Below are 12,264 nucleotides of genomic sequence, written 5' to 3'. Positions count from 1 at the left end.
CCAAACAAAAGCTAATCAAAATTAACCATACACAGTCAATCCCAGTCAATCACATTTAAGATCAAGCAGGGATTGGTGTTGAAGTGTTTGATTGGCTGTAATTGATGCACTGCTAAAAAAATTACCACTACTGTCAAATTTCGTAGTAAAGCTGGTGACAGCTACACACCGATATTGTTCCCAATATTCATGGCTGTTTTTGTCAAGTGCTATAGATGAGATTTATTACTATTGCATGGATTTTAATCCGTGTCAGTACTGTAGATTCTCTTTCTGTCACGAATACTAGTGTAATTACTGTTATCAAGGTCACTAAATTAGATAAAAGTAGTCAACAGTAGAGGTTTTGTCTAAATCTCCTATCCCAAAATTACTTATTTTCGTTTGAGGTACTGGAGAATACCACGAGCGATCGCATCTGCCATCTGATTTTGGTAAGCTGAACTTCTTAATTTAGCGATATCCTCTCGACCAGTTAAATAACCTGTTTCTACGAGAATAGAGGGCATGGAGCTTTTTCTGAGCACGTAAAATCTGGCTCGCCGCACTCCCCTATCTTTAACATTCACACTTCGGAGAATACTGTTATGGACGGCACGAGCCAAGCTCAGACCACTGTCGTAATAATACGTTTCCAAACCACTAACATCTGGACGACCAAGACCAAGGGAGTTAGCATGGATACTAATAAATACATCAGCGTTAGCTTTTTCGGCTAAATTCACTCTTCCCGGTAAGCTGACGAAATAATCGGAGTCGCGTGTCATTTTTACTTGCACGCCATTTTGCTGCAAAACTTGTGCTATTCGTTTGCTAATAGGCAGAATTATATCCTTTTCACGCGTTCCTCCAATACCAACTGCTCCTGGATCTTTGCCACCGTGTCCTGGGTCAATCATCACTACTACTCTTCCTCTAGGAATTGGACTAGGCTGTGGCTGGGTTGGTTGGGTTGGCTGGATTCTATCTGTTGGAACTGGTAATTGTCCTTGAAGTGGAGGTAAAGGAGGCGTGCCAGGGGCAACAGCAACTCGACGAGAACCTTGTAATTGTAGAGCCAACTGCTGGTCGCTGATTTGATTTAGTTGGCCAATTTGTACTCCTGCTGCTGGTTGTACCAAGACAATCACAGTGTTGGGTTCTTGTTTTTGCAGACGCACCCGCAGAATAGGACTATTGGCATTAAAAGTAGGGCCTGTAACATTGGCAGCTAAGTTAGCATTGGTAATTGCAATACGGAATAGACCAGAGGATCTGTCCCACCCACTGGTAGCAGATACAGGTTGGTTAGATCTAATAAGTAATTGTGTACCATTGTTAGCCAATTCTACAGCTTGAATAGTTGCTGGTGAGTTGTTAGCAGATGGTCTGTTGGAAACAATGGGAAGTTTTGGCTGATCTGTTTGTGAGTCGTTTTGATTATTGCTAGGTAATCTGACCACACGACTGGGCAAAACTACTAAACCACTAGCACTACTTTGACTTACCCGCCAGTCTGGGCTATTTTTGTCTACTCGCCAAGTCATGCGAACAGCAGATGGTTGGGTTCGCAACTGGGTAAATCCAACGCTGTTCACACCATATTTGTTAATTGATACTTCATTTCGTTGCGCCAACTGTGAGGATAAAGTTGCGCCAGAGATATCCATGAAAATAGTAGCGCGATCGCTGCTTCGATTTACTTTCACTTGGGGCTTGCCGCCATTAGTACGGATAAAAAATCCGTCCCCTGTTACTTGTAATTTCTCAATTTGAGTTGTTCCTGGTGCGGCACTGACAACATTATTAGAGAACTCCGGTTTGGTATCAGAGTCAATAGTGACCACATTGTAAATATCTCTGGGAGGAGACTCTGCTTGCTGTGCTTTTGGGGTTGGTAATTGTACTGTCCAACGACTGGCTGTAACGCCGACAAATTTTACTTGATTGGGGTCAAGGGTATAACCAGGAGAAAGTTCGACAACTATGCGTGTTGTTTGCGGGTCAAACTGTCCCACACGAATATTACGAATCGCCCCGCCTACCTGTTGCGTTAACTGCGATCGCCCGAATATAGTACCTGGTAAATCAATTACTAAACGTGTAGGGTTGAAAACAAGTTGTGCCTGAGGTTGAACAGCCCCGGAAGTATTAATTTCTAGACGGTTTTGATTACTATCAAAACGCCAAGATTCTAGTTTCGCTGCTACAGCAGGCGATGATACTAAGAAGATAGTTCCAATAGTACTGGGTAGTAACCAGTGTAATTTCACAGTCTTTTCTCCTAATTCACGTTCATGGGGCCGTCAATATTTCAACATATTGGTAAATCGTCACACCATCATCACCTAATCTTAAAGATCTGATATTTTTTTGATTTCTATGCTGTTATCACAATGCAATTAACTGCGTAAATTTCTACGATGCCCTCTAGTTGTGTTTTATTATCAGGGCATAAAAATTCTGTCTGAACAGCATCAAATGCGACAAAAATCGCTAAAATTAACCGCATTCAGTCAACCTCAGGTGATGATACTTGACTTAGCCAAAGATGAATGTTGATTTGTTTGATTGTCGGCAATTGATATCCTATGTGAAAAAATTTAACTACTTGTAAATGATGTAATAAAACTTGCAGTTACTACTTCCTAATTACTAAAAAATGTCGAAATTATGACTAGAAGATGAGGTATAACTGGCAAAAAAATAACATTCGGAATGCTAGTAGGAATGAGACAAAAACTAACTTAGGGGACGGAAATTAAAGGATAGAAGTTTCCATTGACTAGTAAAGGGATAGGGTATTGGATTGTGGGAAATATTTTCCCTGTTCCCAACCCCTAAATCCTAGTGCAGCACAGCAAAAATAAAGCTACATCCAAAATAGCCACAAAGCTGAGCATAAAAGCTTTTTGACTTCCATGTAGCGGCACTAGTCCCTTTGAACAGCAAGATGTTGATTAATTTTCCAAAGAATCTGGCTTAGCTTGTTGACTACTAATATCATTTGATTCTGACACTATCAACTGAGGTGATTCTATTGCCATCGATGCTCCAGAAGCACCATCTAAAATCAGTTTCTCTGAGTCTGCGGCCAGAGTTTTTGGATCAGGAAATACGAAACGCAACAGGGGAGGAGCTAAAAAGGTGGTTAAGATAACCATCATGATAATTGCCGCCCCCAGTGGTTTAGAAAGAGCGCCACTGGCAGCACCGACACCAGCAAACACTAAGCCGACTTCACCCCTAGGAATCATCCCGACACCGATCGCTAAACGGTTGATTTCAGGTTGGCCAAACACACTGAAACCTGTGATCACTTTACCGAGAATAGCTACGATAATCAGGAAAGTTGCCATAATGAGTCCTTCCTGGTTACTAGGAATTGCTGGATTCAACACTCCTAAATCGGTTTTTGCTCCAACAGTTACGAAGAAAATCGGCACTAGCATATCGGCAATGGGACAGATTTGCCTTTGCAAATCTTTGCGCTTATCAGTTTCCTCTAAAACTAATCCTGCGGCAAAAGCTCCCAAAATTGCTTCTAACTGAATAACAGCGGCAATATATGCCATCACAAAGGCGAAAATGAATGCTGGTATTACCAACTCACCTCGTGTTTTAAGTTTATTAGCGATCGCTACAAAGGTTTTATTGAAAATATTACCTAGGACGATCGCGCCAATAAGAAAGGTACTAGCGCTGATAATCAGATAAATGACTTTACCCACATCTACAGCGCCATCTTTAGCTAGACTGGCAACAACAGCCAGAACGATAATTCCTAATACGTCATCAATTACGGCAGCCCCTAGAATAATCTGCCCTTCTTTAGAATTGAGTCGTCCCAATTCTGTCAACACTTTGGAAGTAATCCCAATACTAGTGGCAGTCAAAGCCGCCCCAGCAAAAATTGCAGGTACAGCATCGATACCAAACAAAGTCATCAAACCTATAGTACCGGCACTAAAGGGTACTACCACCCCTACCACTGCTACCACAAAGGCTTGCACACCGACTGCCATTAGGTCTTTTAAGTTCGATTCCAAACCAATTTCAAACAGCAGGATAATCACACCCAATTCTGCTAAAACAGAAACGACCTCCGACTGCGCTTCAAACACTGCTGGAGTTGCTTCAGGGGTTAAACCAGCAGTGGTTTGGAGGAAAGTCATGATCATAGAACTAGAACTGTCTGTGCCACCTTCTGGAAACACTAACAAATGTAAAACAGAGGTACCAACTACCACACCACCTACAAGTTCACCTAAGACAGGAGGTAAACCCACTCGGTTGGATAACTCCCCGCCAACTTTGCTAGCAAGGTAAATTACCACTAAGCTCAGTAGCACTGCTTCTATTACCATTGAACTGTCTGCGGCTTCTGTTGTGCTAGCCAGCAGAGGAAAAGAGAAGTTAATTAAACCTAAAAACTGCATTTTTTCTGTGAAAATCCTTCTCTTTATTTTTACTCTTTTCTGAAAGTAACTATAAAATCACCATATAAGCACTGCTGACAGCACCAATTAACTTGTGCTATCTGTCAACTCAAGTAAATACTGCCAATAAAGTTCAGACACTGGGACTACAGAAAGTCTGGGTAGTCTTAGCAAGTCAAAGTCTCTAAATTTGTCATATTGCTTGATTTGACTTAAAGTGACAGGTTGAGAAACTCTTCGCACTGCCCGCACATCTACAACAACCCGTTTAATTTCATTTAATGCTGGATCAGCATAAGGTTGATTGACTATCTCTGTTACACCCATAATCTGCCGTTCTTTACCTGTATGATAAATCAATGCCCAATCTCCAGGAAGCATTGTACGTATGTGTTTGAGAGCTAGGGCATTGTTAACTCCATCCCAAACTTTACTGCCATCTCGTTCTAAATCAAAGTAGGAATAATTTTCTGGCTCAGTTTTCAATAGCCAATATGCCATTACAAAATCTCCACAAGTTTTGGTGTAATTTTTTTAGTTTCCAAAAATGTAACCATTGCAACTTTTGATTATGGCAATGACAAAGTAAAAACATACAAATCGTATCGATCAATTGCCTTTGAGTTGTGTAAATCTCGTGATAGCTGTTGACTATTAATAGTTGACAGTTAACTGATAATTGCTAGATACGTTTTATTAAAAGCATCTGTAAATACTTTTCAAAAGGAGTGTAAATCCTATGTATCGAGCCGCTTTATCCGGTTCTCAGTTTCATGTTGGGAATTTTTGGAAAACTTTACCGTTAGCTATACTGCTATTTGTGATTTTTGTCCAGCCTGGGCTAGCCCAAGAGAAAGAAAAATTGTGGCGAACTCTTACCGTTAGCGGTCGGGGTATGGAAGCAATTCCTACAACCCTGTCGGAAGTTAATTTAGGAGTTGAGGTTCAAGGTAAAACTGCACAAGAAGTACAACAAGAGGCAGCCCGCAGGTCATCGGCTGTAGTAACTCTACTCAGAAGCCGGAATGTAGACAAATTACAAACTACAGGTATTCGCCTGAACCCAGTTTATAGCTACACAGATAATGTGCAACGAATTACTGGATATGCAGCTAGTAATACCGTAAGTTTTCGTGTTGCCACAGATAGAGCTGGTACATTATTAGACGAAGTCGTGAAAGCAGGTGCAACGCAAATTAATGGTATTAGTTTTGTCGCTACTGATGAAGCGATCGCCGCTGCTCAAAAACAAGCACTTAAAGAAGCTACCCAAGACGCTCGACAGCAAGCGGATGCCGTTTTCAGTGCCCTCGGTTTTCAGCCCAAAGAGGTAGTAAGTATTAAAATTGATAATGCTAGCCCACCTCCACCGCCTGTATTATACCGTGCTGAAACTGCGAAATTAGCTAACCAAGATGCTTCCACCCCTGTAATTGGAGGTGAACAGCAAGTAGAAGCATCGGTGACGCTGCAAATTAGTTATTAGTTCAGTAGTTATTAGTCAGTAGTTATTAGTCAGTTGTCAGTTGTCAGTTGTGAGCCAGCGGTAGCGATGCAGGAGCGTCAGATCTAAGGGGGGCAATAGTAAAAAAACAACGAACAACTGACTATTGACAACTGACAAATTAAAAATGTTCTGAAGACATATCTGACATACCGCCTTCTGCATCCCGCTTGGAACCTAACAACTCTAATTGGTCTACTCTAATTACTGGCGTAGAACGGTTGGCTCCTGTTTGGCGATCGCTCCATGTGTCAAACTTTAAAGAACCTTTAACTCCAATTAAACTGCCTTTACGTACATAATTACCCGCTACCTCTGCTGTTTTATCCCAAAGTTCTAAAGTGAACCAGTCAGGTTCATCGCTGTTACGGGATCTACGCTTAACTGCCAGTGTCAATCTACACTTAACGCTACCAGACTCGAAATATTTAATATCTGGGTCGCCGCCTACACGACCAACAAGAGTGACAATATTGATGCTCATGTGAACCACCTTTTAGTACATGTGTACTTGCGTATTCTGTTTTTTATCATAGCGAATTGTGAACCTATTGAAAATGTGTTAAAAACTGAACAATCTAATCTGGTATCAAAAAGTGGAAAATGATTTGGGGAAACTGAAAAATTATACGGATATACTGAAGTAGCCAAAGAAAATTTAAAACGTAGAAACCTGAGACCTGATAAGGACTGCCAAAAGTTGAAAAAAACCGCCTAATTGGCTGGACTCAGGATAAAAAACGTAATAAAATCCAGCACAATTAACTCTCATAGTTGTAATCAAAAAATATCGCAAATAAGGGGCGTAGAGACGCGTGGGTCTTTTTAGGAACTTTCGCTCATCGTGGGATATGGGTATCGACCTCGGTACAGCCAATACCCTTGTTTATGTATCTGGTAAAGGTATTGTACTCCAAGAGCCTTCTGTAGTTGCTATCGATCAAAACGAAAAGGTAGCACTGGCTGTGGGAGAAGAAGCCAAAAAAATGCTTGGTCGCACACCTGACAATGTGATTGCCCTCCGCCCCTTGCGCGATGGTGTAATTGCTGACTTCGATACAGCCGAATTGATGCTGAAAAGCTTTATCCATCGTGTAAATGAGGGTAGATCTTTAGTTTTACCCCGAATTATCATTGGCATTCCCAGTGGTGTCACAGGGGTAGAAAGACGAGCTGTGATGGATGCAGCAGCTCAAGCTGGGGCTAGAGAAGTGTGTTTAATCGATGAACCTGTAGCAGCGGCAATTGGAGCAGGACTACCAGTTATTGAACCAACTGGTAACATGATTATCGATATTGGTGGGGGTACAACAGAAGTCGCGGTACTGAGTCTCCAAGGTACTGTGTTAAGTGAATCAGTACGTGTTGCGGGAGATGAACTCACAGATTCTATCATCCAGTACATGAAGAAAGTTCATAACTTGGTAATTGGGGAACGTACTGCGGAAGATATTAAGATTCGGCTTGGCTCTGCCTACCCTACTAATGATGATGGGGATGCCATGATGGAAGTCCGAGGCTTACACCTGCTTTCTGGTCTTCCACGAACTGTTACCATCAAAGGGCCGGAAATTCGTGAAAGTATGTTGGAACCGCTATCAGTAATCATCGAAGCTGTGAAGCGGACATTAGAGCGCACACCTCCGGAGCTGGCATCTGACATTATTGACAGAGGCATTATGCTGGCTGGTGGTGGTGCTTTACTCAAAGGTATAGATACTCTAATTAGCCATGAGACGGGGATTGTCACACACATTGCTGCTGATCCTCTCTGCTGTGTTGTGCTAGGAACAGGTCGTGTGTTAGAAAACTTCAAACAGCTAGAACGAGTTATTAGCTGGCGTTCTCGCAATATGTAGAAAAAAATATGAGATATTGGGTTCTATTTGCCTATTATTTGGGTTCTATATAAATAGAATCCAATATCTTCTGAAATTATATAAATAGGTATAGATGGTTACTCTACGTCGTTGGTGGGATCGCAAAGGATTACAAATTGGGTTACTAGCTCTCATATTAGGTAGTGCTTGGGTACTACGACAGACCCAAGGGCAACTGCTGATGGAAGTTTACCAAGTGATGACTCGTCCATTAGAAATGTTGCAGACAGGGCCAAGTCCAGAAGAACGTCTTAAAGATGCTCGATTTTTAGAGTTGCAAACACGCATAGCCGATTTAGAAAGTCAAAATCAAAAGCTACAAGACTTATTAGGCTACATTGAGAAACAACCACTCTCATCGCGCCCAATTCCAGGACGAGTAGTGGGACGCAGTGCTGACCACTGGTGGCAACAAGTTACCATCAATCGTGGTTCAAATATGGGTATTCAAGAAGGCTTTGTAGTCAAGGCTGATGGCGGATTAGTTGGTTTGGTAGAGAGTGTAACTCCTAATACTAGCCGCGTACTATTAATTAGTGACCTTAAAAGCCAAGTGGGTGTAACCGTTAGCCGCACTTCAGCTAAGGGAGTTTTGCGTGGAGATTCTTCTGCGGAGGCTGTATTGGAGTTTTATGAAAAAGTTCCTAATGTCAGGGTAGGAGATTTAGTTTCAACATCTACTTATAGTCAGAAATTTCCAGCAGGCTTGGCGGTAGGACGGGTGAAGTCCCTAGATTTGAAGAAACTCCCGACATCAGTGGCAAAAGTTGACCTTTTCCCACCAATCAGGTCACTAGATTGGGTGGCTGTATATCCAAAGCCTACAAATCAAGAAATGGAAAACCAAGAATCGCCAAAACAGAAAGTCCAAAAGTTTAATTAGATTCTCAAAAATCTTTCAAAACAATGAAGATGCCTTCATCTAGTGGCAACAGTCAAAAAAAGCCACAGTCGTCAAAGCGAAAATTCAAAATCCCCAACAAGCCTCTTTCTCGTTGGCATCCTGGTATGCGTCAGCTGCTCGATTGGATGGTGACGGTTGGGTCAGCGCTGTTATGTTTAATGTTGTTGCCAACGCGCCTTCCTGGTATGGAATTACTGGGAATTGGCCCCAATTGGCTCTTAATTTGGGTAGTAGCTTGGAGTGTCAAGCGTAGCGTATTGGAAGGATTACTAGCAGGTATAGTTCTGGGAATGCTTCAGGATGCTATGACATCTCCTGACCCGACTCATGCCATAACGCTAGGACTGGCAGGACTTTTGACTGGCCTTACTCAAAAGCAACGTTTTATCCAGGAAGATTTTATTTCTATTGCTTTAATTGTCTTTGCAATGGCAATTTTGGCAGAAACTATCTTCGGGTTGCAATTGAGTTTAATAGGCGATCGCCAAGTAGAATACATTTGGGCATACTACCAGCGAGTGGCTCTAGCTTCTGCTATTCTCAGTAGTCTTTGGGCACCTGTAGTTTATTATCCCTTGAATCGTTGGTGGCAAAAGATGAGATTATTAGAGCAATAGTCAACTAAAGGCTGACATTTACAATATCAAGGATGAAGTCTAACCCCCGGATTTATTTGTGGATTAGAAATAAATTTTTATCCTTCAGCCTTTCTTCTAGTGCGGAGTGTGGATAGTCTAGATCAGCCTGAGGAGACAAGCCTTGGTAAATCTAGGTAGGAGTGAGGAGTGAGGATTCAAAGTTTATACCTTGAACCCTCACTCCTAAATTTTTATGGAATTTGGGCAAGCCCTGGCAATATTGATTCAAGCTAGAGTTAATACGAATGAACAATAGCGCCTGGATATTACTGTTTAACTATCACGATAAGAGCGCGTAGAAGCTCTGCTTCTTGTCGACAGACATCGCGTGCAAAATATTTACAGTATTGCCCAAAATTATGGATAACTTCCCAGTGGTTGCTCAAGCAGATGCATCTCTACCAAATTACACTCAGGAAAATCAGCTCTTGGTGCAATCGCCAGTTGAATCTGATGCACCAACAAAAAAGAGGGTAGGCAGTGACTTTGATTCCCGCATGATGCAGCGGTGTTTAGAACTTGCCCGCCGTGCCTTGGGACGCACTTCACCCAACCCCTTAGTCGGAGCAGTAGTTGTGAAAGATGGTGAGATTGTTGGGGAAGGGTTTCATCCCCGTGCAGGTGAGCCTCATGCAGAAGTTTTTGCCCTGAAAGCCGCAGGTGATTTAGCCCGTGGGGCTACAGTGTATGTCAGCCTAGAACCCTGTAATCATTACGGACGTACTCCCCCTTGTTCAGAAGGGTTAATAGCAGCTGGTGTCGCCAAGGTGGTGGTAGGCATGGTTGACCCTAATCCCCTAGTAGCTGGTGGCGGCATTGCCCGTTTACGGGCGGCGGGGGTAGAAGTGTTGGTAGGTGTAGAAGCAGAAGCCTGTCAGCGATTAAATGAAGCTTTTGTTCATCGCATTCTCTATAAACAACCTTTGGGTATTTTAAAATATGCCATGACTTTAGATGGCAAAATTGCTACTACCTCCGGTCATAGCGCTTGGGTGACAAACCAAGATGCCCGTAGTGAAGTTCATCAACTACGGGCAGCCTGCGATGCCATAATTGTTGGTGGTAATACAGTACGGCAAGATAATCCTTATTTAACTAGCCATCAGGTAGGGGCACATAATCCCCTGCGGGTGGTGATGAGTCGTCATCTCAACTTACCTGAAGATGCCCGTTTGTGGGAAACTGCGGAAGTTCCTACATTAGTGTTGACAGAGTTGGGAAGCTCACCCGATTTTCAAAAGTTTTTGCTGACACAAGGAGTGGAAGTAGTGGAATTGACATCCCTTACACCAGAGGCAGCAATGGCGCACTTGTATGAACGGGGTTTTTGTAGCGTGTTGTGGGAGTGTGGGGGTACGTTAGCTGCCAGTGCGATCGCTCAAGGGGCAGTACAAAAAATTCTGGCTTTTATTGCTCCTAAAATCATTGGTGGTAGTCATGCTCCCACGCCTGTAGGTGATTTAGGTTTGACTAGTATGACGGAAGCTCTTTCTTTAGAACGCGTTCGTTGGCGTGTGGTAGGTTCTGATTGCTTAGTTGAAGGTTATTTACCCCAAAGAAACCAATAGTCAGTGGTCAGTTGTCAGTGGTCAATAGTAATAATTGTTGATCATTGACTCATGTGAATGTTCTGCTCACTATTAATACTGGCGATCATAAGCAATATCACGTATGAGAGTTAATCGAGATTCAATGTAACCACTGAGAAAATCGGTTTCGTGGGGATCTAATAATGCTTGGGTTGTGGTTTGTTTTACCAACCATTGCACCAAGCTAGCATCGTCCATCTGCAAGAGGGTCTTGGTTTGAGAGTTTTCAACCACAGACCAAAGCTGACGCAGAATTTTAGGAGTCATTAGACCTCAATTTAATCATTAGCTTAGCTTTTCCCAGATTACACAATTCCGGCGGCAGTTTGCGACTTGAAGTACAAGCTGAGACAAGTATTATTAAAAACTTAATATGAGGATTTATAACTTTATGAAGATTAAGAATTGGACAACTATATTGAAAAGTTAATAAAAATTACTAAATGCTATTTTTGTAGTTTTTGATACTGTTTATATTCAGTCAAAAATTATATCAAAATCTGAGCGACAATGGTGCTTTGCTCAGGAAATCACGACTTTAGTACTACGAACATTTTATATTTGAGAGACTAGTAAAGAACTTGAGGTACAACACCAAGAACTTTTGTCCAGTCATTGCAACAATTTGTGATGAATTGTGCGATCGCCTCGAACTCGCGATCATAAAGCTTGAGAAGTTAAAGATTTGGTCAATTTATTCTCAAACATTGTTAAGCTTTTTTCTCTAATTCATCGCATCACATATTTTGATTATAAATTCAAACGCTTGTCAATATTTATATTTGCCTCACTTACAGAGTTAAGTTGGCTCGAAGACATTTTTTAACAGAGCTAAGCCTTGTTCAATTTGGGAAATTTCTTCGACTGTTAGATCTTCAAGTAAGTCGGTAATATGAGAGCGAGTGTGATCGAGGGATTGCTGAAGATGGTACTTACCCTCGTCAGTAAGATTGAGGACTATTCTCCGTCGCTCTTGGGGATGATGTAAGCGTTGTACCAAGTTACGTTGTACTAGCCGTTCTATTGTTGCTGACGCTGTGGCAGGGGTGACACCTAAATGCTCTGCCAAGTCAGATAATGAAGCACCAGGATTGCGATTAATAAATGCTAGCGATCGCAACTGAGGCACAGATAGAAAAGCAGCATTATGGGCACGCATTTTAGATCGGATAAACCTCATCACTAATGGGATTGTATCCATTACTTTGGCGGCACATTCTTCGGAAGTTGTACCTTGAGAGGTTTTACCGAGCTTCATGGTATAGTTTTTCTCCTAAAAACATTACTACCCGTAGATAACATCATCCGCAGGTGGGGGCAAGCTTATTAAT

The 12,264-nt window shown here is 42.1% G+C and carries 11 protein-coding genes; 5 read left to right on the top strand and 6 right to left on the bottom strand.

Features of this window, described 5'->3' with window-relative positions; genetic code table 11:
* Positions 1-374: 374 nt before the first annotated feature.
* From I8751_RS00140 to I8751_RS00130, 3 genes are all read right to left on the bottom strand, one after another.
* Entirely contained in the window at positions 375-2,252 is a 1,878-nt protein-coding gene (locus tag I8751_RS00140; protein ID WP_214437148.1) for an N-acetylmuramoyl-L-alanine amidase, read from the bottom strand.
* A 687-nt stretch (positions 2,253-2,939) separates the two neighbouring features.
* Entirely contained in the window at positions 2,940-4,418 is a 1,479-nt protein-coding gene (locus tag I8751_RS00135) for a cation:proton antiporter (protein ID WP_214437147.1), read from the bottom strand.
* An 87-nt stretch (positions 4,419-4,505) separates the two neighbouring features.
* A complete protein-coding gene (locus tag I8751_RS00130; protein WP_214437146.1) occupies positions 4,506-4,919 on the bottom strand; it encodes an EVE domain-containing protein in 414 nt (137 codons plus the stop codon).
* A 238-nt stretch (positions 4,920-5,157) separates the two neighbouring features.
* Here I8751_RS00130 and I8751_RS00125 point away from each other — a divergent pair, with 238 nt between their 5' ends.
* A complete protein-coding gene (locus tag I8751_RS00125) occupies positions 5,158-5,904 on the top strand; it encodes an SIMPL domain-containing protein (protein ID WP_214437145.1) in 747 nt (248 codons plus the stop codon).
* 139 nt (positions 5,905-6,043) lie between these two features.
* On the opposite strand, the gene I8751_RS00120 is transcribed toward I8751_RS00125, so the two are convergent.
* Positions 6,044-6,406 carry a single-stranded DNA-binding protein gene (locus tag I8751_RS00120; RefSeq protein WP_214437144.1) on the bottom strand — a complete coding sequence of 121 codons (363 nt, stop codon included), beginning with the start codon at positions 6,404-6,406 and terminating at the stop codon, positions 6,044-6,046.
* 367 nt (positions 6,407-6,773) lie between these two features.
* On the opposite strand from I8751_RS00120, the gene I8751_RS00115 reads away from it, so the two are divergent.
* From I8751_RS00115 to ribD, 4 genes are all read left to right on the top strand, one after another.
* A complete protein-coding gene (locus I8751_RS00115) occupies positions 6,774-7,781 on the top strand; it encodes a rod shape-determining protein (protein ID WP_214437143.1) in 1,008 nt (335 codons plus the stop codon).
* A gap of 94 nt (positions 7,782-7,875) precedes the next feature.
* Entirely contained in the window at positions 7,876-8,685 is an 810-nt protein-coding gene (gene mreC / locus I8751_RS00110; RefSeq protein WP_214437142.1) for a rod shape-determining protein MreC, read from the top strand.
* 23 nt (positions 8,686-8,708) lie between these two features.
* Positions 8,709-9,323, top strand: coding sequence for a rod shape-determining protein MreD (gene mreD / locus I8751_RS00105; protein ID WP_214437141.1), 615 nt, complete (start codon positions 8,709-8,711; stop codon positions 9,321-9,323).
* A gap of 380 nt (positions 9,324-9,703) precedes the next feature.
* The gene (gene ribD / locus I8751_RS00100; RefSeq protein ID WP_214437140.1) at positions 9,704-10,912 is read left to right on the top strand and encodes a bifunctional diaminohydroxyphosphoribosylaminopyrimidine deaminase/5-amino-6-(5-phosphoribosylamino)uracil reductase RibD; all 1,209 of its coding nucleotides are present in this window, start codon (positions 9,704-9,706) and stop codon (positions 10,910-10,912) included.
* A 72-nt stretch (positions 10,913-10,984) separates the two neighbouring features.
* Here the strand turns inward: ribD and I8751_RS00095 are convergent, their stop codons facing one another.
* Together I8751_RS00095 and I8751_RS00090 are read right to left on the bottom strand one after the other, a co-directional pair.
* Positions 10,985-11,200: a hypothetical protein gene (locus I8751_RS00095; RefSeq protein ID WP_214437139.1), complete on the bottom strand. Its 216-nt coding sequence runs from the start codon at positions 11,198-11,200 to the stop codon at positions 10,985-10,987.
* A 532-nt stretch (positions 11,201-11,732) separates the two neighbouring features.
* Positions 11,733-12,191 (bottom strand): MarR family winged helix-turn-helix transcriptional regulator, encoded by a 459-nt coding sequence (locus I8751_RS00090; protein ID WP_214437138.1) that lies wholly within the window; start codon positions 12,189-12,191, stop codon positions 11,733-11,735.
* Positions 12,192-12,264: the final 73 nt, after the last annotated feature.

This window comes from Atlanticothrix silvestris CENA357, from assembly GCF_016056295.1.
Taxonomy (GTDB): Bacteria; Cyanobacteriota; Cyanobacteriia; order Cyanobacteriales; family Nostocaceae; genus Atlanticothrix; species Atlanticothrix silvestris.
This window is presented reverse-complemented; position numbering and strand designations above follow the sequence as displayed.

Excerpts from the sequence above, each read along its gene's own strand:
- I8751_RS00125 (WP_214437145.1), top strand. The coding sequence starts at position 5,158 with ATGTATCGAGCCGCTTTATCCGGTTCTCAGTTTCATGTTGGGAATTTT.
- mreC (WP_214437142.1), top strand. The coding sequence starts at position 7,876 with ATGGTTACTCTACGTCGTTGGTGGGATCGCAAAGGATTACAAATTGGG.
- I8751_RS00130 (WP_214437146.1), bottom strand. The coding sequence starts at position 4,919 with ATGGCATATTGGCTATTGAAAACTGAGCCAGAAAATTATTCCTACTTT.
- I8751_RS00115 (WP_214437143.1), top strand. The coding sequence starts at position 6,774 with ATGGGTATCGACCTCGGTACAGCCAATACCCTTGTTTATGTATCTGGT.
- I8751_RS00090 (WP_214437138.1), bottom strand. The coding sequence starts at position 12,191 with ATGAAGCTCGGTAAAACCTCTCAAGGTACAACTTCCGAAGAATGTGCC.
- ribD (WP_214437140.1), top strand. The coding sequence starts at position 9,704 with ATGGATAACTTCCCAGTGGTTGCTCAAGCAGATGCATCTCTACCAAAT.
- I8751_RS00095 (WP_214437139.1), bottom strand. The coding sequence starts at position 11,200 with ATGACTCCTAAAATTCTGCGTCAGCTTTGGTCTGTGGTTGAAAACTCT.
- I8751_RS00120 (WP_214437144.1), bottom strand. The coding sequence starts at position 6,406 with ATGAGCATCAATATTGTCACTCTTGTTGGTCGTGTAGGCGGCGACCCA.
- I8751_RS00135 (WP_214437147.1), bottom strand. The coding sequence starts at position 4,418 with ATGCAGTTTTTAGGTTTAATTAACTTCTCTTTTCCTCTGCTGGCTAGC.
- mreD (WP_214437141.1), top strand. The coding sequence starts at position 8,709 with ATGAAGATGCCTTCATCTAGTGGCAACAGTCAAAAAAAGCCACAGTCG.